The organism is Celeribacter neptunius, from assembly GCF_900113955.1.
In the GTDB taxonomy this organism is placed as follows: Bacteria; Pseudomonadota; Alphaproteobacteria; order Rhodobacterales; family Rhodobacteraceae; genus Celeribacter; species Celeribacter neptunius.
The window spans coordinates 139539-162966 of record NZ_FORH01000003.1 but is presented as its reverse complement, the minus strand read 5'-3'; the positions used below and the strand labels follow the sequence as shown (position 1 = coordinate 162966).

Sequence of the window (23428 nt, the reverse complement as noted above, 5' to 3'; positions counted from 1 at the left end):
CTAATAGTGGTATCAATCGACCCGAGGAGTGACGCCGTGGCCGGACCCGAGAGTGAAACCCTGACCGAAACTGACCTCGTTGCCGAGATCGAGGCGCTGGGCGCAAAGCTGTCCGAGGCAAAAACATCAATCACCAAACGCTTTATCGGACAGGAAACGGTTGTCGATCTGGTGCTCTCGGCCATGCTCTGCGGCGGTCACGCCCTGCTTCTGGGCCTGCCTGGTCTGGGCAAGACGCGGCTGGTGGACACGCTGTCGACGGTGATGGGACTCAAGGGCGCGCGGGTGCAATTCACCCCCGATCTGATGCCCGCCGATATTCTCGGCTCCGAAGTGTTGGAAACCGCCGCCGATGGTTCCCGCGCCTTTCGCTTCATCGAAGGGCCGGTGTTCTGTCAACTGCTTTTGGCCGATGAGATCAACCGTGCCAGCCCGCGCACGCAATCCGCGCTGCTGCAGGCGATGCAGGAGAAATCCGTGACCATCGCCGGGCAGGCGCATGATCTCGAGGCACCGTTTCACGTGCTGGCGACGCAAAACCCGCTGGAGCAGGAGGGCACATACCCGTTGCCCGAGGCCCAGCTCGACCGTTTTCTGGTGCAGGTCGATGTGGAATATCCCGATCGCGACACCGAGCGCGACATTCTGATCGCCACCACCGGCTCCGACGAGGAGGACGCACATCAGGTGTTCACCGGCGAGGAACTGATCAAGGCACAGTCCCTGCTCCGCAAAATGCCCGTGGGCGAACAGGTCGTGGAAATGATTCTCGATTTGGTGCGCTCCTGCCGTCCGCATGAAGCCGAGGCCTCCGAGGCGGTGAATGCCTCTGTCGCCTGGGGGCCGGGGCCGCGTGCGGCGCAGGCGCTGATGCTCACCGTGCGGGCGCGGGCTTTGCTCGACGGGCGTCTTGCCCCCAGCCCCGAGGATGTCTTTGCCATGGCGCGCCCGGTGCTCATTCACCGCATGGCGCTGACCTTTGCTGCGCGCGCCCGGGGGGACGATCTCGGCGCGATCATCGACGCCGCCGCCACCCAGGCTCAGGACAATCGGACCGCCGCGTGACCCAGGAACCCGCCTCATCCGCTCTTCGCGCGCGCGCGGAAACCCTTTCTGCGCCGCTGCCGCCCTTGCAGGCTCATGCGGAGCAACTGGCCCGTGCGCTGCTGATGGGCGGGCATGGCCGGCGGCAATCGGGGATGGGCGATGAGTTCTGGCAATACCGTCCGGCGCAGGCCGGCGATCCCGGTCGTGCCATCGATTGGCGTCGTTCCGGGCGGTCCGACGGGCATTTCGTGCGCGAAAAGGAATGGCAGGCGGCGCAATCGGTGCATCTCTGGGTCGATCTTTCGGCCTCAATGGGGTTCTCGTCCGACAAATCCATCCCGCCGAAATCTGACCGATCCGCGCTTTTGGCCATGGCGCTGTCGATTCTGTTGATGAAGGGCGGTGAACGCGTCGCGCTCGCCTCTCTCGGCACACCGCCGCGTATCGGCACGCTTCAGCTTCGGCGCATTGCCGAAGGCCTGTCGCAAGAGGGACCCGAGGATTACGGCGCGCCAGATACCGCGCTGTTCCTGCCGCATGCCCGCGCCGTTTTCCTGTCCGATTTTCTCGGGCCGATCGAACAGGTGGAACAGGCCGTCGCGGCCGCCTCTGATCGCGGCATCGCCGGGGTGCTTTATCAAATCCTCGACCCGGCGGAGGAGGCCTTTCCCTATCAGGGCCGCACCGTCTTTACCTCGATGAGCGGCGCGCTCAGCCATGAGACGCTGCGCGCCTCGGATCTGCGCTCGCGCTATCTCGACCGTCTGGCGGAGCGCAAGGACCATCTGGCGCGGATCGCCCATCACGCCGGCTGGCGCTTTGCCACGCATCACACGGATCACGCCGATCTGCCGGCGCTTCTGTGGCTTTATGAAGCCTTGGAGGGGCCGCGCTGATGTGGGTGTTGGGACCGATCGGATTTGCCACGCCCTGGCTGTTGCTCGCACTGGCCGCACTGCCGATCCTCTGGCTGATCCTGCGCGCGGTGCCGCCCGCGCCGATCCGCCGCCGGTTTCCCGGTGTGGCGCTGCTTCTGGGGCTCAAGGACGAAGAGGTCGAGACCGATCGCACCCCCTGGTGGTTGCTGCTTTTGCGCATGCTGGCCGTGGCCGCACTGATCATCGCTTTCGCGGGGCCCGTGCTCAATCCCCGCGTCGATCGTGGTGGCTCCGGGCCGCTTCTGATCCTGATGGATGCAAGCTGGGCCTCGGCGCCGGATTGGGCGTTGCGCATCGGTCGGGTGGAACAGGCATTGGACGAGGCCGAGGCCGATGGCCGCACGATCTGCATCCTGCCGGCCACGGATCTGCCGCCAGCGGATCTTGAGTCCGGGGGCTGCGATTTTCTCTCGGCCGCTGATTGGCGCCCGCGCCTCGCCGGTCTCGAACCAGCCCCCTTCGCGCCCGATATGGCGGCCCTGAGAGCGGCCTTGCCCGAAGAGAACGGACTTGAGACGCTCTGGCTTTCCGACGGGCTCGCGCATGCGGGGCGGGACGCGGTCCTTTCCGAGCTGCAGGCCGCCGGCCCGGTTTCGGTGTTTGAGACTGCACGTTCGACCTATGCGCTGGGCCCGGTGACCCTCACCGAGGAGGGCGTCACCCTGCCGGTGCTGCGCGCCGATCCCGAAGGTCCGGGCGAGGTGACCGTCGCCGCCCATGGCACCGATCCCGCCGGGATCGCCCGCGAGCTGGATCGCCAGACGGTGAGTTTCGACGCCGGAGAGGCGATGGCCGAGGCCGGGTTCGACCTGCCGCCGGAGCTGCGCGCAAGGGTGAAACGCTTCGAAATCACAGGCCAGCGTTCCGCAGGCGCCAAACGTCTCACCGATGACAGCCTCAAGCGCCGTGAGGTCGGGCTCGTGGTGGTACGCGAGGGCGGCGAGGGGCTGCAACTTCTGTCGCAACTGCATTATCTGCGCGCCGCGCTTACCGGCAAGGCCGATGTGATCGAAGGCGCGTTGACCGATCTGATCATGGCCAATCCCGATGTGATCGTGCTGGCCGATGTGGCGCAGCTCTCGGGCAGCGAGAGCGCCGATCTTCTGGATTGGGTCCATGAGGGCGGGCTGCTTCTGCGTTTCGCCGGCCCGAAACTCGCCGCCTCAGACGTGGCCCGCACTGATGAGGACCCCCTGTTGCCGGTGCGGCTGCGCGCGGGGGGGCGGACGCTCGGCGGTGCGATGAGCTGGGGCGAGCCGAAACGGCTGCGCCCCTTTGGTGAGGCCTCGCCCTTTTACGGTCTGCCGGTGCCCGAAGATGTCGCGGTCTCGGCCCAGGTGATGGCCCAGCCCGATCCGGATCTCGCCAGCCGCGTCATCGCCACGCTCGAAGATGGTACGCCCCTGGTGACCCGCAAGTCCGTGGGGCAGGGGCAGGTGGTGCTGTTCCATGTCACCGCCAATGCCGAATGGTCGAGCTTGCCGCTGTCCGGGCTTTTCGTGTCGATGCTGGACCGGCTCGCGGTGACGTCGCAAAGTGCCGTGCTCGATGCCGAAGAACTGGCCGGTCAGAGTCTTCAGCCGATCCGGCTGATGGATGGGTTTGGTACGCTCAGCGATGCGGGGGCCAGGGCGCCGGTCGCAGGCGAAGACTTCACCCGTGCCCAAGCCTCGCGCGCCACGCCGCCGGGGATCTATCAGACCCGCGACAGCCTGCGCGCGCTCAATGTCATCGGTGAGGGCGAGACCCTGTCCCGCACCAGCTGGCCCGCGGATGTCCCGATTTTGGGTGTCGAGCAGGGTCAGGAATGGCCACTGTCACAACTCTTCCTTCTGGCAGCGCTGGCGCTTCTGGGCGCCGATCTGATCGCCTCGCTCTGGCTGTCTGGGCGGCTGTTCGGGGCGCGGGTGGTCTCGATGCTGCTGATGCCGCTTTTGCTTGGTATGACGCTTATGTCGCCGCAATCTGCGCAGGCACAGCAGATCGATGATGAGTTTGCCTTGCGCGCCACATCCGAACTGACGCTGGCCTATGTCAGAACCGGTGACGCCGCGCTTGACCGGGTGTCCGAGGCGGGGCTTGCCGGCCTGTCGCAAGTGCTCACCGCCCGCACCTCGGTCGAGCCGGGCCCGCCCATGGGCGTTGATCTTGAAAGCGATCCGCTGGGGTTTTTCCCGATCCTGTACTGGCCGGTCGCGGCAGGCCAGCAAATGCCCTCGGCCGAGGCCTATGCCAAGCTCAACGCCTATCTGCGCACCGGCGGCATGATCGTGTTTGACACCCGCGACGCGGATGTGGCGAGCTTTGGCGCGGCGACGCCGACGGGTGTGCGCTTGCAGGCGCTGGCCGGGCCACTCGACATTCCCGCGCTCGAACCGATCCCGGAGGATCACGTGCTGACCCGCTCCTTCTACCTGTTACGCGATTTCCCGGGCCGTCATGCCCAGGGCACGATCTGGGTCGAGGCCTCGCCCGCGATGCAGGCCGCCGAGGGCATGCCGTTTCGCAATCTCAATGACAATGTCACGCCGGTGATCATCGGCGGCGGCGATTGGGCGGCGGCCTGGGCAGTGGATGACACGGGCTTTCCGCTTTTGCCGGTGGGGCGCGGTTTGACAGGCGAGCGGCAACGGGAAATGGCCTATCGGTTTGGCGTCAATCTGGTGATGTATGTGCTGACCGGCAATTACAAATCCGATCAGGTGCATGTGCCGGCGCTTCTGGAAAGGCTGGGCCAATGATCCGCGATCTCGTGTTTTCCCCGCTTGTCCCGCTGCCGGTGCTCATCGTCCTGGCCGGGGTTGCGGTCGTTCTCATTGCCGTGGCCGGTTGGCGCGGCCTTTCCGGCTGGCCGCTCAGGGGGCTCGCCGCGCTGGCGATCCTGATCAGCCTTGCCGGGCCGTCGCTCAGGCAGGAAGAGCGCGACCCGCTCACCGATATCGTGTTTCTTGTGGTGGATCAGAGCGCCTCCGAAGATCTCTCCACCCGCCCCGAACAACTGGCCGAAGCGCGTGCTGCGCTGGAGGCGCGTGTGGCTGCTTTGCCCAACACCGAGCTGCGTGAGATCACCCTGGGCGATGCGCCTGACAATCGTGGCACGCTCTTGATGACCGCGCTCTCAGAGGCCATGGCCGAGGAGCCGCGCGGTCGTCTGGCGGGGGCCATTATGCTGTCCGATGGCCAGCTCCACGATGTCGAGCTTGCCCCGGACTTTCCGGCGCCGATGCATCTCTTGCTCACCGGCGAGCCCACGGATTGGGACCGCCGTCTGGTGATCGAGAGCGCGCCGAGCTTTGCCATCATGGGCGAGGAAGTGACGCTCAAGCTCCGGGTCGAGGATCAGGGCGCGGTGCCGGCGGGCGAGGGCGCGACCACGCCGCTTCTGGTCTCGATCGACGGTGGGGCGACGCAGAGCTTTACCTTGCCGATCGGGCGCTCCATCGAAGTGCCGCTGTCGCTGCCGCATGGTGGCATGAATGTGATCCAGTTCACCCTGCCGCAGGCGCAGGGCGAGCTGACCACTCGCAACAATTCCGCCATGGTGCAGATCAACGGTGTGCGCGACCGGCTGCGGGTGTTGCTGGTCTCGGGCGAGCCGCATAATGGCGAACGGACCTGGCGCAACCTGTTGAAATCCGATCCGTCGGTCGATCTGGTGCATTTCACCATTCTGCGCCCGCCCAACAAACAGGACGGGGTGCCGGTGACGGAGCTGTCGCTGATCGCCTTCCCGACGCGGGAACTGTTCATGGAAAAGGTCGATGATTTCGACCTGATCATTTTCGATCGCTACAAACTGCGCGGGATCCTGCCCGCTTCCTATCTCGATAATATCGCGCGCTATGTCGAAGACGGCGGTGCCGTGCTCTTTGCCGCCGGGCCGGATTTTGCCAGCGCCGACAGCCTCTATCGCTCACCCCTGGCCCGGGTCATCCCGGTTTCGCCCACCGGACGCGTGGTCGAGGAGCCATACCTGCCGCGGCTGACGGATCTGGGTGCGCGCCACCCGGTGACCGAGGGTCTGGGCGGTTTGCGTGCGGCCGAGGATGAACCCGCTTGGGGCCGTTGGTTCCGGCAGGTCGATCTCGACCCAGAGACCGGCGGTGAAACGGTGATGTCCGGTGTCGATGAGCGGCCTTTGCTGGTGCTCGACCGGGTCGGCGAGGGGCGCGTGGCGGTTCTGGGCTCCGACGATGCCTGGCTCTGGACACGCGGGGTCGAGGGCGGCGGGCCGCAGCTCGAATTGTTGCGCCGTCTCGCGCATTGGATGATGAAGGAGCCGGAGCTCGAGGAAGAGGCGCTGACCGCGACGGCAGAGGGCAATACGCTCACCATAACTCGGCGCAGCCTGACCGAGGGCACGCGTTCCGTGACCATCGAGGCGCCGGACGGTTCGGTCTCGGTCGTGCCGATGGAGGAGCAGGCCCCCGGCCGGTTCGTGGCCGAGGTGCAGGGCGGCGAGATGGGGCTCTATCGTCTTTCTCAGGACGATCAGAAGGCGGTCATGGTACTGGGTCCGGCCGCGCCGCGGGAATTCGAGGAAACCATCGCCACCGGCGGCAAGCTCGCTCCGGTGATCAGGGCGACGGGCGGTGGCGTGTTTGCGCTGTCCGACGGATTGCCGAGGTTTCGGCAGGTGGCCGAGGGGCGTGTGGCGGCGGGGCGTGGCTGGCTCGGCCTGACCCCGCGCGAGGCCTATCTGACGCAATCGACCCGGCTGACGCCGCTTTTGCCCGGCTGGCTGTGGCTCCTGCTCTTGGCGGGGCTGTCGGTCGCGGCCTGGCTTTATGAAGGGCGGCGGTGAGGTTCCCCGCCGCCTCTCGTGCTGCCTTCGTTCTGAGGCTTACGCCAGTGCGGGCGTGGCCTTTTTCCAGGCATAGGCCTGCATCGCCGGATCGACCGGCGTTTCGGCGATGGCATTGGTGTAGTTCGACATCACCTTCTGGGCCGTTCCGACCAGCACCTCGAGGATCTGGCGCTTGGTATAGCCGGCGTCGACAAAGGCTTGCATCTGCTCCTGGGTGACCTTGCCGCGTTGACGCACGACCTGAAGCGTGAAGGTCCGCAAAGCTTCGAGATGGGCGTTCGGCAGCGGGGTTTCATCGCGCAAGGCATTGGTGATGGCGTCATCGACCTTCATCATCTTCGCGATGCCGGTGTGGCCGGGGACGCAATAATGGCATTCATGTTCGACATTGATGGTCTGCCAGACGACGGTGAGCTCGTCTTTGTCAAAGGTGGTCTCCTTCATGAAAATATGATGCATCTGCCAATAGGCTTTTGCCAAAGCGGGGGCTTCGGCCATGACGGCGATCAGCCCGGAGACGCGACCGAAGGCGGATTTGACCTCCTCCATCGTGGCGCGGCTGTCTTCGGGGGCGGAGTCAATCGTGTGAGCGGTGAAGTCGATCATTTCTCATCCTTCTGATTCTTGAGCGGTTGCTCAATTAAGAGTGAGGCGATGCTAGTTTACTTGAGCGATTGCTCAAGATATATTTTGAGCAATCACTCAAACTTGAAGAAGCGAGTTATGGCAAGACAGGCAAGCTACGACCGGGACAAGGTGCTGAAATCGGCAATGGACCTGTTCTGGGCCAAAGGGTTTCATGCGACCTCTCTGAAAGATCTGGAACAGGCGCTCGATATGCGACCCGGTTCGATCTATGCAGCCTTCGGGTCCAAGGAAGGGCTTTTTGCCGAAGCGCTGCGCCTCTATTCCGGCCAGTCGCAGGGCGGATTGTCGGAGGTCCTGGCGGGGGGCGGCTCCCGGCTCGGTGCGTTGGCGAATTACGTCCGTCAGCTGGGCGGGCAAAACCGCGGTGAGGTGCCTTCGCGTGCCTGCATGTTGGTGAAAACCATTCTCGAGATGCCGGACGACGATCCGTCGCTCCGCGGCCTGGCCGAAGAGCTGATCGACCGCATGGAATTGACGCTGACCGAGGTGTTGCGGGCCGCGCAGGCGGAGGGCGAATTGCCGGCCGAGGCCGATCCGGCGCGACTGGCGGCGCGACTGCAGACGGAGCTGATCGGATTGCGCGCCTATGCGCAGCGCATCAATACCGAAGACCGGGTGGCACAGGTGGCCGAGGACATCGCGCGCGGAATCGAGGCGCTGTCCTGGCGGGCGGCGTGATGCGCTACGCGTCTTCGCGCATCAGGATCTGGCGCGAACTCGACCAGAATTCGCGGCGCAACAGGATCACGATGGTGAGCGTTGTCGCCACCAGAAGGCCCCCGGGCCCGAACAGCCACCCCAAGGCCCCCAGGGCGAAATAGATCCCCCGCAATCCGGCGTTGAAGGCCCGTGCCGCGGTGATGTTCAGCTCGCCGGCCTTGCGCGCCCGCGGCAGGGCCTGCGGGTCGGCCTCGTCATTGCTGGTCGAGGCCATGACCACGCCGCAATAGCCGAACAGCCGGTTCGACCAGATGAAGCGCAGAAAGGCGTTGGTGACGAAGAACAGCGCCAAGAGGATCTTCACCTCCCAGATCACCCGCGGCGTATCGAGCGCCAATTCGCTGGCAACATCGCTCAGGCGTTCGGCATTGGAAATCGCCGCCATGCCGCCGCCGATGGCAATGAGACAGGCCGAGGCGAGAAAGCTCGTGCCCTCGCGCAGGGTCGACAAGATGGTGGCATCGAAAATTCGCGGCTTGCGGGTGGTCATCTGTACCATCCAGCCGCGGCGGTATTGCGCCACCAGAACGGATGTCGAGATTCGTGATTTCGGTGGCGTTTCGATGATATACCCAAGCACCATCCAGGCCGCGATCAGATAGATCACGGCGATGACATCGAGCGGGGTGAAATAGCGTAGCTGATCGATCAGGTCCATGAGCGCAGCATTACGCAACCACCCGCCCCTTGTCACATCCAAAAATTGGTTCTAAAAAATTACCAATGCGAGGAGCGGCCGCACCGCGGCCTGTGTGAGGAGATCACCATGGAGATGCCTGTCCCGAAGCCGGGGGTTCTGGCCCGGAAACCCGAGCTCGTGACCCGTCTCAGGGCGGTGCTGCCCCATGACGCGGTGATCGATGCCCCGGAAGAGGTGAAGGCCTATGAATGCGACGCGTTGACCGCATATCGCTGTGCGCCTTTGCTGGCCGTCCTGCCCGCCAGTACCGAAGAGGTCTCCGCTGTCCTGAAGATCTGTCATGACATGGGGGTGCCGGTGGTGCCGCGTGGTGCGGGCACCTCGCTCGCCGGCGGCTCTCTGCCCACCGCCGATTCGGTGATCCTCGGCGTGGCGCGGCTGCGCGAGGTCCTGGAGGTGAACTATCCAGACCGCTACATCCGGGTGCAGACCGGCATGACCAATCTCTCCGTGACGGGCGCGGTCGAGAGCGACGGGTTCTTCTACGCCCCCGATCCGTCGAGCCAATTGGCCTGCGCCATTTCCGGCAATATCGCGATGAACTCCGGCGGCGCGCATTGTCTGAAATACGGCGTCACCACCAACAATCTCCTGGGGGTCACCATGGTGATGGCCGATGGCGAGGTGGTGGAGATCGGCGGGGCAGAGATGGAGGCCGCCGGACTTGACCTTTTGGGGCTGATTTGCGGCTCCGAGGGGCAGTTGGGCGTGGTCACCGAAGCGACGCTGCGCATTTTGCCAAAGCCCGAAGGCGCGCGGCCCGTGCTCATGGGTTTTGACAGCAATGAGGTGGCCGGCGCCTGTGTCGCCGATATCATCCGTTCCGGTCTCATCCCGGTGGCGATCGAATTCATGGACCGGCCGATCATCCGCGCCACCGAGGCCTTCGCCAAGGCGGGCTACCCGGAGTGCGAGGCGCTGCTGATCGTCGAGGTTGAGGGTTCGGAACAGGAGATTGCCGATCAGCTCGCCCGGATCATCGGGATCGCCGAGCGCCACAACCCGGTGGAAATCCGCGAGAGCCAGAGCGCCGATGAAAGCGCCCGAATCTGGCTCGGTCGCAAATCGGCCTTTGGCGCGATGGGGCAGATGGGCGATTACATCTGTCTCGACGGCACCATCCCGGTCGGTGAATTGCCCAATGTTCTCAAACGTATCGGCGAGCTGGGCGAAGAATACGGCCATATGGTCGGCAATGTCTTCCACGCCGGCGATGGCAATATGCACCCGCTGATCCTGTTCAACGCCAATGAGCCGGGACAGTTGGCGAGCGCCGAGGCGCTTGGCGCCGAAATCCTCAAGCTTTGCGTCGATGTCGGCGGCTGTCTGACCGGTGAACACGGGGTCGGGGTCGAGAAACGCGATCTGATGACCCATCAATTCGCACCCGCGGATCTCGAGGCGCAAATGGCGGTGAAAGACGTGTTCGACCCGAAATGGCTCTTGAACCCGGCCAAGGTCTTTCCGCTCCATGTGAGCGACAGCCGGAGGGCGGATGGATGAGCATTCTGGCGGCGCGCAATGCCGGGTATTTCGAAGAGCGGGATCGTCTTGCCGACCAGATCCGTGCGGGCGGGCCGTTTCTCTGTTGCGGCCAGGGCACCAGCCGGATCGGGCTGGCCGACGGTGTGGCGCTGAGCGCACCGGGAGAGGCCTGGGATTATGACCCGAGCGCTCTTACGCTCACCGTGGCGGCGGGTGTGCCGCTCGAGACGGTCGAGGCGGTGCTCGCCAGCGAGAACCAGCGTCTGGCCTTCGAGCCGCCCGATATGCGTGGGCTCTTGGGCCGCGCGGGCGCGCCGAGCATCGGTGGCGTGCTGGCCGGCAACCTTTCCGGGCCGCGCCGTGTCGGTGTCGGCGCCTGTCGCGATTTCTGCCTCGGTGTCGAATTCATTGACGGGCGCGGACAGGTGGTGAAAAACGGCGGGCGGGTGATGAAGAACGTCACCGGGCTCGATCTGGTGAAACTCATGGCCGGGAGCCATGGAACGCTCGGGCTGATCACCGAGGTCTCGCTTAAGGTGGCGCCAATTCCCGAAATGAGCGCCACGCTGATGATCGAAGGGCTGGGAGAGGCCGAGGCCGTGCAGGCGCTCTCCACCGCGCTCGGCACGCCGTTCGACGTCACCGGCGCTGCGCATCTGCGCGAAGACGGGGCAGGGGGCGCATCACGCACGCTGATCCGGCTTGAAGGTTTCGAGAACTCCCTGCGCTATCGCATGGGGGCGCTGCAAGAGGCGCTCAAACGCTTTGGCGACAGTGATATTCTCTGGGATGCGACGGCGAACGCCGGGATCTGGCAAGCCATCCGCGATGTCTCCCGGTTCCACGCAGCCGGGGGCGATGTCTGGCGTGTCTCCGTCAAACCCTCGGAAGCGGCGGCACTGGTTCAGGCCCTGGACCCCCTGGATGTGATCTATGACTGGGGCGGCAACAGGCTCTGGCTTTTGACCGAGGCGGGGAGCGACCTGCGCGCGAAAATGGCCGCCACGGGGACGAAAGCCCATGCCACGCTGATCCGTGCCTCGGATGCGACCAAGCGCAGGCTCGGCGTGTTTCATTCGGATAATCCGGTGACGGCGCGGCTTGCCGCCGGGTTGCGTCAGAAATTCGATCCTGATCAAAAATTCAATCGCGGGATGATGGGCTGATGCAAACCAATTTTACCTCCGATCAACTCAAAGACCCCGGCATTGCCCGCGCCAACGAGATCCTGCGCGCCTGCGTGCATTGCGGGTTCTGTACCGCGACCTGCCCGACCTATGCGGTCCTGGGCGATGAGCTCGACAGCCCGCGCGGGCGGATCTACCTGATCAAGGATATGCTGGAAAACGACCGGCCCGCCGATGCGAAGACGGTCAAGCATTTGGATCGCTGCCTCTCCTGCCTGTCCTGCATGACCACATGCCCCTCGGGCGTGCATTACATGCATCTGATCGACCATGCGCGCGCGCATGTGGAGCGGACCTATCGGCGCCCGTTGATGGATCGGCTGCTGCGCTGGACCTTGGCGAAGATCATTCCCTATCCGTCGCGGTTCAGGATCGCGCTTTTGGGCGCCAAGATCGCCAAACCGTTCCGGCACCTGCTGCCCGATCCGCGCCTCAAGGCCATGCTGGAGATGGCGCCGGCGCAGATCCCGCCGGTGTCGCGCAACGACGATGCTCAGGTCTTTCCGGCCGAAGGTGAACGCAAGATGCGTGTCGCGCTGATGACGGGATGCGCGCAAAAGGCGCTCGACACCGATATCAACGATGCGACGATCCGGCTTCTGACCCGGCTGGGCTGTGATGTCGTCGTGGCGAAAGGTGCGGGCTGTTGCGGTGCGATCACCCATCACATGGGCAAGGCGGCGGAGAGCCATGCGCTGGCCGAAAAAAATATCCGCGCCTGGACGCACGAGATCGATGGCGACGGGCTCGACGCGATTGTCATCAACACCTCGGGCTGCGGCACCACGGTGAAGGATTACGGCCATATGTTCCGCACTTCGGACTTGGCAGAGCCCGCCGCGAAGATTGCCGGGCTTGCGAAAGACATTTCCGAAGTGCTGATCAAACTCGACCTGCCCGAAGGCGAGCAGGATCTGCGCGTGACCTATCATGCGGCCTGTTCGCTTCAGCATGGCCAGCAAATCAAGAGCTATCCCAAGGACCTGCTCAAACGCGTGGGATTCGAGGTGGTCGAGCCGCGCGACAGCCATTTGTGCTGTGGATCGGCCGGAACCTATAACCTTCTGCAGCCTGAAATCTCTAAAGTTTTAAAAAATAATAAATTAAATAGAATTTTAGAGACAACACCAGATATAGTAGTCGCGGGCAATATTGGCTGCATCATGCAGTTGAAATCAGGCGGGGAGGTGCCGGTTGTTCATACGGTTCAAGTCCTCGATTGGGCAACAGGTGGCCCAAAACCGCCCCAATTGGTCCCGAATCGGACATAATGACGCCCTGAACCCTTTTTAGGTCTGCTCTCGGGTTATTAGTGGGTTTGGGGACCAACTATGAGAAAATTGCTTACGATCTTTTTTATGCTCCTGTTTGCGGGGCAGGCTTTTGCCGACAGCGGATTGAAAACTTTTCGATCCGGCGCGGACAGCCGTGGCTGGGAAGCCGTCGGGCGTCTGGATTTCGCCGGGCGCAGCTTTTGCACCGGCTCCTTGATCACAGACCGTCTGGTGCTGACGGCCGCGCATTGCATGTTCGATATCTACAGTCACACACCGCATCGTCCGCAGGATGTGACGTTCAAGGCTGGCTGGCGCAATGGTCAGGCGCAGGCGCAGAGCAAGGGCCGGGCGATTTATGTCCATCCCGGGTTTTCGCTGAACACCGATGACCTGCATGACCGTCTGGTCAATGATGTGGCGCTGATCGAGCTGGATCAGCCGGTCAGGACGGCTGCCGTCCGGCCTTTCGCGACGTCCGGACGCCCGCAGAAAGGCCAGTCGGTGGGCGTGGTGTCCTATGCGCATGACCGGGCCGAAAGCGCCTCGCTGCAAGAGGTCTGTCATGTGGTGGCACGTCAGGGCGGTGTCCTCGTCACCTCTTGTGATGTGGATTTCGGCTCATCGGGCGCGCCGATTTTCGACATGAGCGGCGCCGCGCCGCGGATCGTCTCGGTGATCTCGGCCAAGGCGCGGTTTCAGGGCAGCAAGGTTTCGGTTGGCACCTCGCTCGACGGATCGCTGTCGGATCTGCTGCAATTGGCCGCGAGCGGGCGCTCGAGCTATAAAAAGGCCGCGCTCGAGCCCTTGCCGCACCTGTCGGAGACGGAATTCGTCGTCGGTACGCTCGGCGAGTAGCAGCGCGAGTGCCCGGGCGCGCAACTGGGCGCGTCGGGCCAAGCGGTTGCGAGCCCCTTGAAACCCGGTTTCCTCCTTCCCAGATTCAAGAATGTCGGATGCCTATGAAGGGTCCGGCATCTGCCTGTCCCAATTGCGGGAAGGCCTTTGAAAACGCGAACGATCGCTCAATGGAGGATACCCATGCGTAATTTTGATCTTGCCCCGCTGTACCGTGCCACCGTCGGTTTCGACCAGATCGCCGACCTGATGGACCGGGTGTTGACCCAGGATGTCAGCCAACCCAGCTACCCGCCCTATAATATCGAGAAGACCGCCGAGGATGGCTGGCGCATTTCCTTGGCCGTGGCCGGGTTCTCGACCGAGGATATCGCCATCGAACAGCGCGAAAACGCGCTGATCGTGGCCGCGCGCAAAGCCGATTCGGAGGCCGAGAAGGAGAAGACCTATCTTCATCGCGGCATCGCCACCCGCGCCTTCGAGCGCCGCTTCACCCTCGCCGAACATGTGAAAGTCACCGGCGCCAGCCATGAGAATGGCATGCTGCATATCGATCTGAAACGCGAAGTGCCGGAAGCACTGAAACCGCGCCGGATCGAGATCGCCGGACCGAATACGGTCGAGACCAAGGTGATCGAGAATGACGGTGAGACCGTCGAGGTCTGAGTCTTTCCAAACGCTCTGAGAGCTTTCTCACAGAATAGAGAACGCCCGCCGGATTGGCGGGCGTTCGGTGTTTTAAAGAGCAGCCTAGGCCGGTCTTATTCGGCCTTGCCGATGGACCAGAAGAAGGTCTCGCCGGAGCTGTCGTCCACGCCGTCATTGTCGGTGGAGACGAAGATCTCGCCATCCTTGGTGATCGCGAGGCCTTCGATCTTGTCGACGACATAACCGTTATAGGCTTCGAGATCCGGGATCAGGTCGCGGACTTCTGCTTTCGCGACCACCGGCAGATCGCCACCGAGCGGCGCCGGCACCATCTGGTCTTCGGCGATGCGATAGATCTTCTTGGTCACCACATTGGCGCCGATCTGGTTGTCGCGTTCGATGACGTAGAAATAGCCGTCGTGATAGTCGATCTCGGAGAGGCCGACCCAGCCTTTTTCCGGCTCGGCTTTCTCGTAGCGCACTGCGCCCCATTCGCCGCTCTCGATGTTATAGGCGACCAGTTTCACGGTGTTTTTCGGATCGTCTTTCCATTCGCGCTGAACCGCCATCCACAGCGTGTCCCCAACCTTGGTGATGCCTTCGAAACCGAAACGCACCTCGTTGTTGAGAAGCTCGGCGGGCAGACCGATCTCTTTCTTGATCACACCTTTGGCGTTCACATTGTAAAGCGCATGCGGGATGACGCGGTCGGTGCGGCCCTCGGACGCGACCCAGAAGCCCCCCTTGCCGTCGAGCGTGATGCCTTCCATGTCGAGCTTCTGTGCCGCATCGCCATTGGCGCGGGTGACGCGGATTACATCGGTGATTTTCGCCGGGGTCTGCGACGGGTCGATTTTGAAGATGGAGGGCTGATAGCCGTAGAAGCTGTCGTTGACCGCGTAGATCATGCCATCGTCATCGGCGACCATGCCCGAAATCGCGCCCCAGCCGATCAACTCATCAGCGCCTGCGGAGGTGAGCGTCGGGTATTGTGCCGGCGCGTCCTGATACTCGTAGATCATCACATGGGCGCGCGCGCCACCGTCTTCGATCAGGTCGGCCTCGTTGGCGGTGACGAAGAGGTTGCGCTCGGGGATGGCAATGGCGCCTTCCGGGGCGATGCCGGAGGGCAGGGTCTGTTTCAGAACCGGGTTGGCCGGGTCGGTTACGTCATAGACCTGGGCGGTGGAGCCGCGCTCGACCAGCACGAAGGCGTAAGGCGTGCCACCGAAAACAGCGAATTCCATGCCTTCCGGCTCGACGCCCTTGGCGTCCGAACGTTTGTCCGGGTAGTGGCCGGCCTGAATCACCGCGGTCTCGAAATCGGAACCGCTCTCGAAGACTTCGGTGCCGTCCTTCTTGAACACGGTGATGCCGCGCGAGCCGCCGTCCATGTCGCCCTCATTGGCGATCATGAAATGTGCGTCATCGAGCCACTGAACCCCGTCGGGTTCGCGCAACCGGCCCTTCTGTTCGCCATCAAAGATCAGCGCGGCGCGCTCGTCCTCGGTGTCGATGCGGGTCAGGTCGACGGACCCGGCGGAGAAATGATTGATCACGGTGCCATCGGCGCCGATCACCACCATTTCGTTGTTCTCCTGCAGGGTGACGACGATTTCGCCCAAGGAGTTCACGTCGACGAATTCCGGCTCCGGGTCTTCGGGCGCGATCTCGGCCAGACCGGTCACGTCGATTTTCTGGATCGTGTCGCAGATCGGGAGGTCGTTTTCGACAAAGACTTTCGACACCCAACCGGCCGGCATCTGACCGACGCGGCCATCACCCGCATCCTCGTCGCGCTCGTTCTCGATCGCCACGGCAACAAAGCTGCCGGCGTGGTCATGCGCGGTGGAATCCGGCTGGCCGCCAAGGTCGCAGGTCGCGGTGATTTCACCGGTCGCGAGATCGAGGGACAGGAGCTTGCCGCCCGGATTGCTGTAGCTCTCGGAGGTGTTGACGGCGACATAGGCGGTGTTGCCGATCACGGTGACCGAGGTCGGCTCGCCGCCGACATCGGTGTTGCCCAGCGGTTTCGGTTTTTTCGGATCGGTGATGTCGATCCGGCCGACCACGCCCAGCGGGCTGTCGGTGTAGATCAGCGTCATGCCGTCTTGCGACGCCCAGATGATCTCGGCAGAGGTCTCGCGCGCCTTGTCTTCGCCTTCGGCCATATTGTCCGGGGTGGCGAAAGAGGCGATGCGGTTGAAATTCATTTCGGCTTGCGCCGTGGTCGCGGAGAGCGCGAGCACGGAGGCTGCCAGCAGCAGGTTCGGTTTCATCGAGAAGTCCCTCGTCAAATTTTCTTGATCGCTGCGTCGCATTTGGCGAAAGGAAATGTCGTCTGGATGACGGTTTTGTATCATTTTCGTAAAGCCCCTGTGCTTCACGTATTATGTCAGTCGCATTGACATATTTCCCAAAAGGCGCGACATCGGGTCTCTGAATGGAGAATGTCATGAGTCTGAACCAGAAAACCTCCCCAACCACCTCGGAGCGGTTGACCGCGCTCTTTGCGCATCGCACCACACGGATGAAAGCCTCGGAAATTCGCGAGCTTCTGAAACTTCTGGATCAGCCGGACATTATCTCTTTCGCCGGTGGCATTCCCGATCCGGCCTATTTCCCGCGCGAAGCCTTCGCCGAGGCGATGGTCAAGGCGACAGGGGAACAGGCCGCCTCGGTGGCGTTGCAATATTCCACCTCCGAAGGCTACACGCCGCTGCGCGACTGGATCGCGGGCTATATGTCGCGCTACGGCATCAGCTGTTCGCGGGACAATATCCTGATCACCGCCGGCTCGCAGCAGGCGCTGGATTACATCGGCAAGATCTTCATCGATCCCGACGATACGGCGCTGGTCACCTGGCCGACCTATATGGGCGCGCTGGGCGCGTTCAACGCCTATGAGCCGCGCTATGACCGGATCGATCCGCAGACCAACCGCCCGGTCGAGGCTGTGCTGGCGGATGCCGAGGAGGCCGGTGGCCAGGTCAAATTCGCCTATCTCTCGCCGGATTTCGCCAACCCGACCGGCATCACGCTTTCGGAAGAGCAACGCCGTACGGTGCTGGCCCGGGCCGAGGCTCTGGATTGCGCGGTGATCGAGGATGCCGCCTATCAGGAGCTGCGCTATCGCGGTGAGGTGATCAAACCGATCCTGGCCCTGGAACTCGAGGACAAGGGCGATATCGACGCCTGTCGCACCATCTATCTCGGGTCCTTCTCGAAGACCCTGTCGCCGGGGCTTCGGGTCGGCTGGGTCGTCGCCGCCAAGCCGGTGATCAGCCAGATGGTGCTGATCAAGCAGGCTGGCGATCTGCAGACCGCGACGATCAACCAGATCGCGATCAGCGAGGTGGCGCACAGCGTCTTCGACAGCCATGTGGCGACGCTGCGCGAGGTCTATGGCGGACGGCTGACGGCCATGCTCACCGCGCTGGAGCGGCACATGCCCGAAGGGGTGTCCTGGACAAACCCCGATGGCGGCATGTTCGTCTGGGTCACCTTGCCCACGGATATGGACGGGGCCGAGCTGTTGCAGGAGGCGTTGAAGGCCAATGTCGCCTTTGTGCCTGGTGCGGCCTTCTTTGCCGATGGCTCGAACCGCAACACGCTGCGGCTCAATTTCTCCATGTCGGCGGCAGCCAAGATCGAAGAGGGTATCGCCAGGCTCGGATCGGTGATCCGCTCCCAGCTCTAAATCATCCGCCGGGGGCGGGGGGCTCAGTAGCCGAACCGTCCCAGCGCCCGGTAATCGATGCCTTCCAGGAGCGGCAGGATGACGTCCCTCGGTTCGCCGGAGGCCTGAACGAGAATGCGGCCCTCGATCAGGGCGGAGAGATCGCCCTCGTTGTCGAGGAATTTCTCGCGGCCGACGCGGACCATTTTCATGCCCATGGCGCCGGCGTTCTGGATCATCCCGCCCATCATCGCGATCATCGGGCTGTCGGCGACGATGGTGATGGTGAACTCCTCGCCGGCGTCGTTGGAATAGCGCCGGGCGCTGGCGGTGCCGCCGCCCATCATGGCAAAGCCGGCTGCGGCATCCGTATCCTCTTCCGCGCTCCAGCCCTCGGGGGCGTCTGGCAGAAAGTCGGACAGGGCACCGGCCTGCATCTCCTGCATCAGCTGTTTGGCATAGTCGAGTTCCTCGAGCGCATAGGCGACATCGCCGTCGCCATAGGCCTTGAGCGCGCTCTCGAGCGTGTCGGAGACCTCATCGGCCGCGGCGGCGGTGACCGTCAGGGCCAGCGCAGCGCTGGTGACAAGGGGGACGAGTTTCATGGGGTTTTGCATGGCACTTCCTCCGTATATGGCCCCTTTATGAGACGCGTTTTGCCCATCTTGGACAAGGGGAAGAATTCGGTGCCGATGTCTCTGGCCCTTGAAAGCGGCGAGATGTCTCTTGCGTCCCCGCATCCGGGAGGATTCATTGCAAGGTAAGGCGAGGCTGCTACACTCGTCCTGTTTCGAGAAAGAGGTTCCAGAAAGAGGTTCCCATGGGTCATACGGGTGTTTTGGGCGGCATTGCCCTGCCGGTCATTCTGATCGCGCTCTGTGCCGTAGGGCTGCCGTTCCTGCTGACCCCGGGGGGCACCCGTTCGCAACGCCGTCTCGCGGTCTCGGTGCTGTTCAGCGCTCTGGGCCTGTTCCTTCTCGGCGGTGCGCTTTTTGCCGTGCTCTATCAGGTCAATGGCAGCCCGATGATGCGGAGCCTCGTGTCCCATCCGGGACATTTCCTCTGGTTCCTGATCCGGCGCGCCGCCATGGCCTCGCTGATCTGGGTGCCGCTGTTGCTGTTGGCCTGGTACAGCCTGGCGCGCCGGATCGAGGGGCTCAAGTCGCGAGATGGCATGGAACAAGGCGCAGAGAAGGCCGCGGCGGATGAGCGCCCGGACGCCCCCTCCGAGAGCAACGCCCGCGAAACCGAAGAGGGCAGCGAAGCCGCTCCCGAAGATGTCCTGTTCAGACACACCCCGGTTGAGAGCTCCAAGTCGCGCGATATCTGACGATTCCCGTCTCGCGCTTTCGCGGCGCTGCGGCTAAGGTAACCGCGATGCGCCGGGCTTCGTTCCGGCCATGACACTGGCCGTGACTTTGGCCATGACACTGGGGGCGCCATGCTCGGCTTCTTGCGATTTCTGATCATCGGTTTCGTGCTGTTGACCCTGCTCTACGGGCTGTTGTCGATCTACATCCGCTCGCTGACCCGCGAACGTCTTGAACATGAGTGGGAGGAGGAGGGTTCCATTGGCGAGCGCGATGCCTATGTGGAAGAGGGGATCAAAGCCTATGAGCGCTCTTTCCGGCCAAAGCTTTTGCTTCTCGTCTATATCCTGCCGCTGATCGTCTTTGCCGCGATCTTCTACGTCTCGAATTTCATGTAAGGACCCACACCCGATGCGTTACGTCAAATGGACCCTGATCGCTTTGATCCTGCTCTTTATCGGGAGTTTCCTGCATTACACCCTGCCGCAGCACGACATCGTGCGCGTCGTCAATACCTATGAGGAACGGCAGGATCTCTCGGGCTGGACCACGATGTTCTGGCAGGGCACGGACAATGGCTCCACCACCGGCAATGCCACCCGCGACGTGCAATTCATTCAGGCGGTGCGCCCCAACGGTAAGTCGATTGTCTATCGCAACGAAGACACCGGCTGGGGCTGGCCGCCCTATTTCAAATTCGACACGGCGAATCTCTATACCGAGGCCAATGATGCGATCTCGACCAAGGACAATCCCGAATGGATCTCAGTGACGCATTACGGCTGGCGCTCGCAACTGCTGTCGATCTTCCCCAATGCCGTCGGCATCAAACAGGTCTCCGGCCCCGATGCGCGGATCATCCCCTGGGCGAATATCATCATCCTGACGCTTCTCTTCGTCTTCATCGTGACGCTCTACCGGATGTGGCAGCAATTCCGTCAACGCACCATCGATCCGCTGGTCGAGGATGTCGAAGACGTGCTGGAAGCCGCCGACGAGAAAAAGGACAGCGCGATCGACAAGATCAAAGGCTGGTTCAAGCGCTGAGCGGAGGGTCGGGCCGGGTCGAGCCCCGAGGGGACATTCGTCTTCCGGCGCGGAACAAGGCGAAGCCGCCGCGCCTGCGCCGGACCGTTCTGGCGGGCTGGCGCATTGTCGCAGACGCGCAAGAGATTGAGCTTTCGCGGATTTGGTCGGGATAAAGCGCAGACCTCATGCGTCATGGCGCCACCCCACGGGCAGGCTTGTCACGGCTCGCGTCAGTGAGTGCGAAGGTCTTCTTGGTCCCGCGGCACAGATGTCCCGCTTTGCAGGAAAGGGGCCAGATCAAGGCCTGCTCACGCGGCGCAGGCTACAAGAGCCTCGCGCGGACGTATGTGAGGAGGATCTCGATGTTTTCCAAAACCCGTAAATCGACTGGCCGGAACGGGTTAGGTCTCGGCCTCGTGGTCGTGGCTGTGCTCTCTGCCACCCCGGCGATCCCCTATTCCGGGGAGTATTTCGTCACCTGCCGCCTTGATCCCAATGGCGACAATTTCCTCGCCCTGCGCGAATGCACGGGCAGTGGTTGCGACCGGATCATGAAGCTGCCGCCCGACACGTTTCTCTTGTCGATGGAGCCGGACACTGGCTCCGGCTGGCGCGATGTCATCGTACTCAAGGGGTTGCAGGACGAGAGCTACTCCGGCCCGCGCGGTTGGGTCTATGACAAATATATCTGCCCGGTGATCTACAAGTGAGCCGAGATATCAGCCGGTGAGGTGAGCCCATTGGGCTCACTCTCCGTAGGGCACCCAGATCGTCTTGACCTCGGTCGCCTGCGCCAGCCAGTCCCGCGCCGGATAGCTGCGGGACATGCCGTTGTTCACCCATGTGCGCTTCAGGTTGCCGGCGCTCTCGCGTTCGATCACCTCGGAAATCGCGGCGCTTGAGAAACTCCACACCGCCTCGATATCCATATGCCCGGCCATGGTGGCGGCGAGGCCGTCATGCGGTCCGGTCAGGATATTGACCACGCCGGCGGGCACGTCGGAAGTGTCGAGCACCTGATAGAAATCGGTGGCGGCCAGCGGATAGGCTTCGGAGGCCACCGCCACGACGCGGTTGCCCATGGCAATCGCCGGCGCGATCACATCGATCAGCCCGCCCAGAGGACGGTCGTCACAGAAGGCGCCGATGACGCCGACAGCCTCGTTCATTGCCAGGGCCACGCCGCGCATCGGCACGGGTTTTGCGGCACCGTCGAGCTTGTCGGCCCAGGCGGCATAGGTGAAGAGCGTGTCAATCGCGCCCTCGACTTCCGCCTTGGCTTTCGCCTCGGTCGTGCCGGTCAGATCCTTGATCCGGGAGGTGAATTCCTCGGCGCGGGCCGAGAGGTTTTCTCCGATGAAATACAGCACCTGCGCGCGGTTATGCGCCGTGGCCTTGGTCCAGCCCTGGGCCTTCTGCGCCGCTTCCACGGCGTTGCGGATGTCCTTGCGCGAGGCAATCGAGCTGTGGCCCAGAAGCTTGCCCTTGGGCGAGTAGATCGCCTGGGAATAGCCGCCATCGGGCCGTGCCTGTTTGCCACCGATGTAAAGCTTGGCGGTGCGATCCAGTCCCAGAACCTCGATCGTGTCGGGTTTCGCATGGGCTTTCGCGGGTTTCACAGCCACGGCTTTGCCTGCCGGTTTGGTATAGGCCATGAGCCCTTCCCAGCCGCCTTCACGGCCAAAGCCGCTCTCGCGCACACCGCCAAAGCCCGCCGCCGCGTCGAACATGTTGGAGCCATTGACCCAGACCACGCCCGCCACCAGTTTCGGGGCAATATCGAGCGCCAGATTGACATTCTCGCTCCACACAGAGGCCGCGAGACCATAGCGCGTGTCATTGGCGAGCTGTACCGCCTCGGCGGGGGTGCGGAAGGTGGTGGAGACCAGAACCGGGCCGAAAATCTCTTCCTGCATCAACAGCGACGAGGACGACAGGCCGGAAATGAGCGTCGGCGGGTAGAAACAGCCCTCCGGCGCTTTCACCGGCTGATGCACCGTGCCCTCAGAACCGCCTTGCGACACCAGACCTTCGATGCGCTGCAATTGCACCGGATCGACGATGGCGCCGACATCGATGCATTTGTCCAGCGGATTGCCGATGCGCAGCTTTGCCATGCGGTCGATCAGACGCGCGTGGAAGTCTTCCGCGATGCCTTCCTGAACGAGCAGGCGCGAACCGGCGCAGCAGACCTGGCCCTGATTGAAGAAGATCGCGTCAACCAGCCCCTCGATGGCGCTGTCGATGTCGGCATCTTCAAAGACGATATAGGGCGACTTGCCCCCGAGCTCGAGGGTCAGAGATTTTCCCGATCCGGCCGTAGCTTCGCGAATGCGCCGCCCGACGGTGGTGGAGCCGGTAAAGGCGATCTTGTCGACGCCCGGATGTTTGACGATCATCTCGCCCACGGCGCCGTCGCCGGTGACGATGTTGACGACGCCTTTCGGCACGCCCGCTTCCTGACAGATCTGCGCAAACAGAAGCGCCGTGAGCGAGGTGTATTCGGCGGGTTTCAGCACCACGGTGTTGCCCATGGCAATCGCCGGGGCGACCTTCCAGGCCAGCATCAGGAGCGGGAAATTCCACGGCACGATCTGACCGCAGACGCCAAGCGCCTCGCGGTCCGGCAATTCCTCATCCATCAGTTGGGCCATGCCCGCGTGATAGTAGAAATGCCGGGCCACCAGCGCCACGTCGATGTCGCGGCTCTCGCGGATCGGTTTGCCATTGTCGAGCGTCTCGAGGACGGCAAAGAGCCGCGCGTGTTTCTGCACCAGACGGGCCAGCGCATAGAGCACCTTGGCGCGTGCCTTGCCGCCGGATTTGGCCCATTTCGCCTGGGCCTTGCGGGCGGCCTCGACGGCGGTATCGACATCGGCCTCGGTGGCCTGTGTCAGATGCGCCAGGGTCTCGCCGGTGGCCGGGTTCCTGGCTTCGAAGACCTCGCCGGGGTCCGTCATCGCGCCATTGATGAAATGGCCGAAGCGGTCGCCGCCATCCACCAGCCATGCCAAGGCCTCTGCCGCGCTCTCCGGTGCTGCCCCGTAATCCATCGTTTCGAAAATCTCTTTCACGGTCATCATTTTGATCCTTCTCGC

The 23428-nt window shown here is 63.2% G+C and carries 20 protein-coding genes; 15 read left to right on the top strand and 5 right to left on the bottom strand.

What is annotated here, in order from left to right; translation table 11 throughout:
* The first annotated feature begins 36 nt into the window (after positions 1 to 36).
* Genes BM151_RS09545 through BM151_RS09530 form a run of 4 tightly spaced genes read left to right on the top strand, consistent with a single transcriptional unit; the run spans position 37 to position 6789 of the window.
* On the top strand, positions 37 to 1065 hold the full coding sequence (locus tag BM151_RS09545) for an AAA family ATPase (RefSeq protein ID WP_425429538.1): 1029 nt from the start codon (positions 37 to 39) through the stop codon (positions 1063 to 1065).
* Positions 1062 to 1943: a DUF58 domain-containing protein gene (locus BM151_RS09540; RefSeq protein WP_090060374.1), complete on the top strand. Its 882-nt coding sequence runs from the start codon at positions 1062 to 1064 to the stop codon at positions 1941 to 1943. The genes BM151_RS09545 and BM151_RS09540 overlap by 4 nt, the downstream gene beginning before the upstream one ends.
* Entirely contained in the window at positions 1943 to 4726 is a 2784-nt protein-coding gene (locus BM151_RS09535) for a DUF4159 domain-containing protein (protein WP_090060372.1), read from the top strand. The genes BM151_RS09540 and BM151_RS09535 overlap by 1 nt, the downstream gene beginning before the upstream one ends.
* The gene (locus BM151_RS09530) at positions 4723 to 6789 is read left to right on the top strand and encodes a hypothetical protein (RefSeq protein ID WP_090060370.1); all 2067 of its coding nucleotides are present in this window, start codon (positions 4723 to 4725) and stop codon (positions 6787 to 6789) included. Before BM151_RS09535 ends, BM151_RS09530 begins: the two co-directional genes overlap by 4 nt.
* 39 nt (positions 6790 to 6828) lie before the next feature.
* On the opposite strand, the gene BM151_RS09525 is transcribed toward BM151_RS09530, so the two are convergent.
* Positions 6829 to 7398: a carboxymuconolactone decarboxylase family protein gene (locus BM151_RS09525; RefSeq protein WP_090060368.1), complete on the bottom strand. Its 570-nt coding sequence runs from the start codon at positions 7396 to 7398 to the stop codon at positions 6829 to 6831.
* Between the two features lie 117 nt (positions 7399 to 7515).
* Here BM151_RS09525 and BM151_RS09520 point away from each other — a divergent pair, with 117 nt between their 5' ends.
* A complete protein-coding gene (locus BM151_RS09520; RefSeq protein ID WP_090060365.1) occupies positions 7516 to 8118 on the top strand; it encodes a TetR/AcrR family transcriptional regulator in 603 nt (200 codons plus the stop codon).
* A 4-nt stretch (positions 8119 to 8122) separates the two neighbouring features.
* Here the strand turns inward: BM151_RS09520 and BM151_RS09515 are convergent, their stop codons facing one another.
* Complete coding sequence (locus BM151_RS09515; protein WP_342714563.1) at positions 8123 to 8836, bottom strand: DUF599 domain-containing protein; 714 nt, start codon at positions 8834 to 8836, stop codon at positions 8123 to 8125.
* A 90-nt stretch (positions 8837 to 8926) separates the two neighbouring features.
* Between BM151_RS09515 and BM151_RS09510 the strand changes: the two genes are divergently transcribed.
* From BM151_RS09510 to BM151_RS09490, 5 genes are all read left to right on the top strand, one after another.
* Entirely contained in the window at positions 8927 to 10363 is a 1437-nt protein-coding gene (locus BM151_RS09510; RefSeq protein WP_090060363.1) for an FAD-linked oxidase C-terminal domain-containing protein, read from the top strand.
* Positions 10360 to 11511 (top strand): FAD-binding protein, encoded by a 1152-nt coding sequence (locus BM151_RS09505; RefSeq protein WP_090060361.1) that lies wholly within the window; start codon positions 10360 to 10362, stop codon positions 11509 to 11511. The genes BM151_RS09510 and BM151_RS09505 overlap by 4 nt, the downstream gene beginning before the upstream one ends.
* Positions 11511 to 12803, top strand: a complete 1293-nt coding sequence (gene glcF, locus BM151_RS09500) for a glycolate oxidase subunit GlcF (protein WP_090060359.1) — start codon at positions 11511 to 11513, stop codon at positions 12801 to 12803. Before BM151_RS09505 ends, glcF begins: the two co-directional genes overlap by 1 nt.
* Positions 12804 to 12890: 87 nt before the next feature.
* The gene (locus BM151_RS09495) at positions 12891 to 13664 is read left to right on the top strand and encodes a trypsin-like serine peptidase (RefSeq protein WP_245781164.1); all 774 of its coding nucleotides are present in this window, start codon (positions 12891 to 12893) and stop codon (positions 13662 to 13664) included.
* A 183-nt stretch (positions 13665 to 13847) separates the two neighbouring features.
* Complete coding sequence (locus BM151_RS09490) at positions 13848 to 14330, top strand: Hsp20 family protein (protein ID WP_090060355.1); 483 nt, start codon at positions 13848 to 13850, stop codon at positions 14328 to 14330.
* 95 nt (positions 14331 to 14425) lie between these two features.
* Here the strand turns inward: BM151_RS09490 and BM151_RS09485 are convergent, their stop codons facing one another.
* Positions 14426 to 16591 carry an esterase-like activity of phytase family protein gene (locus tag BM151_RS09485; RefSeq protein WP_245781163.1) on the bottom strand — a complete coding sequence of 722 codons (2166 nt, stop codon included), beginning with the start codon at positions 16589 to 16591 and terminating at the stop codon, positions 14426 to 14428.
* Between the two features lie 176 nt (positions 16592 to 16767).
* Here BM151_RS09485 and BM151_RS09480 point away from each other — a divergent pair, with 176 nt between their 5' ends.
* Complete coding sequence (locus tag BM151_RS09480; protein ID WP_090060352.1) at positions 16768 to 18012, top strand: aminotransferase-like domain-containing protein; 1245 nt, start codon at positions 16768 to 16770, stop codon at positions 18010 to 18012.
* A 23-nt stretch (positions 18013 to 18035) separates the two neighbouring features.
* Here BM151_RS09480 and BM151_RS09475 read toward each other — a convergent pair whose 3' ends face one another.
* Positions 18036 to 18608 (bottom strand): hypothetical protein, encoded by a 573-nt coding sequence (locus BM151_RS09475; RefSeq protein ID WP_245781162.1) that lies wholly within the window; start codon positions 18606 to 18608, stop codon positions 18036 to 18038.
* A 203-nt stretch (positions 18609 to 18811) separates the two neighbouring features.
* On the opposite strand from BM151_RS09475, the gene BM151_RS09470 reads away from it, so the two are divergent.
* The 4 genes from BM151_RS09470 (at position 18812) to BM151_RS09455 (ending at position 21040) form a co-directional block, all read left to right on the top strand.
* Positions 18812 to 19321: a hypothetical protein gene (locus BM151_RS09470; RefSeq protein ID WP_090060348.1), complete on the top strand. Its 510-nt coding sequence runs from the start codon at positions 18812 to 18814 to the stop codon at positions 19319 to 19321.
* A gap of 111 nt (positions 19322 to 19432) precedes the next feature.
* Complete coding sequence (locus tag BM151_RS09465; protein ID WP_090060346.1) at positions 19433 to 19699, top strand: hypothetical protein; 267 nt, start codon at positions 19433 to 19435, stop codon at positions 19697 to 19699.
* Between the two features lie 13 nt (positions 19700 to 19712).
* Positions 19713 to 20348 carry a DUF1523 family protein gene (locus tag BM151_RS09460; protein ID WP_090060344.1) on the top strand — a complete coding sequence of 212 codons (636 nt, stop codon included), beginning with the start codon at positions 19713 to 19715 and terminating at the stop codon, positions 20346 to 20348.
* Between the two features lie 344 nt (positions 20349 to 20692).
* On the top strand, positions 20693 to 21040 hold the full coding sequence (locus BM151_RS09455; RefSeq protein ID WP_090060342.1) for a hypothetical protein: 348 nt from the start codon (positions 20693 to 20695) through the stop codon (positions 21038 to 21040).
* 36 nt (positions 21041 to 21076) lie between these two features.
* On the opposite strand, the gene BM151_RS09450 is transcribed toward BM151_RS09455, so the two are convergent.
* Positions 21077 to 23410 carry an aldehyde dehydrogenase family protein gene (locus tag BM151_RS09450; protein ID WP_090060750.1) on the bottom strand — a complete coding sequence of 778 codons (2334 nt, stop codon included), beginning with the start codon at positions 23408 to 23410 and terminating at the stop codon, positions 21077 to 21079.
* Positions 23411 to 23428 lie beyond the last annotated feature (18 nt).

Bases quoted from the DNA above. Each gene is read 5' to 3' on its own strand.
- BM151_RS09450 (WP_090060750.1), bottom strand. From the start codon at position 23,410: ATGACCGTGAAAGAGATTTTCGAAACGATGGATTACGGGGCAGCACCG.
- BM151_RS09480 (WP_090060352.1), top strand. From the start codon at position 16,768: ATGAGTCTGAACCAGAAAACCTCCCCAACCACCTCGGAGCGGTTGACC.
- BM151_RS09490 (WP_090060355.1), top strand. From the start codon at position 13,848: ATGCGTAATTTTGATCTTGCCCCGCTGTACCGTGCCACCGTCGGTTTC.
- BM151_RS09475 (WP_245781162.1), bottom strand. From the start codon at position 18,608: ATGCAAAACCCCATGAAACTCGTCCCCCTTGTCACCAGCGCTGCGCTG.
- BM151_RS09525 (WP_090060368.1), bottom strand. From the start codon at position 7,398: ATGATCGACTTCACCGCTCACACGATTGACTCCGCCCCCGAAGACAGC.
- BM151_RS09510 (WP_090060363.1), top strand. From the start codon at position 8,927: ATGGAGATGCCTGTCCCGAAGCCGGGGGTTCTGGCCCGGAAACCCGAG.
- BM151_RS09485 (WP_245781163.1), bottom strand. From the start codon at position 16,591: ATGAAACCGAACCTGCTGCTGGCAGCCTCCGTGCTCGCGCTCTCCGCG.
- BM151_RS09535 (WP_090060372.1), top strand. From the start codon at position 1,943: ATGTGGGTGTTGGGACCGATCGGATTTGCCACGCCCTGGCTGTTGCTC.
- glcF (WP_090060359.1), top strand. From the start codon at position 11,511: ATGCAAACCAATTTTACCTCCGATCAACTCAAAGACCCCGGCATTGCC.
- BM151_RS09495 (WP_245781164.1), top strand. From the start codon at position 12,891: ATGCTCCTGTTTGCGGGGCAGGCTTTTGCCGACAGCGGATTGAAAACT.
- BM151_RS09460 (WP_090060344.1), top strand. From the start codon at position 19,713: ATGCGTTACGTCAAATGGACCCTGATCGCTTTGATCCTGCTCTTTATC.
- BM151_RS09505 (WP_090060361.1), top strand. From the start codon at position 10,360: ATGAGCATTCTGGCGGCGCGCAATGCCGGGTATTTCGAAGAGCGGGAT.
- BM151_RS09465 (WP_090060346.1), top strand. From the start codon at position 19,433: ATGCTCGGCTTCTTGCGATTTCTGATCATCGGTTTCGTGCTGTTGACC.
- BM151_RS09530 (WP_090060370.1), top strand. From the start codon at position 4,723: ATGATCCGCGATCTCGTGTTTTCCCCGCTTGTCCCGCTGCCGGTGCTC.
- BM151_RS09470 (WP_090060348.1), top strand. From the start codon at position 18,812: ATGGGTCATACGGGTGTTTTGGGCGGCATTGCCCTGCCGGTCATTCTG.
- BM151_RS09520 (WP_090060365.1), top strand. From the start codon at position 7,516: ATGGCAAGACAGGCAAGCTACGACCGGGACAAGGTGCTGAAATCGGCA.
- BM151_RS09455 (WP_090060342.1), top strand. From the start codon at position 20,693: ATGTTTTCCAAAACCCGTAAATCGACTGGCCGGAACGGGTTAGGTCTC.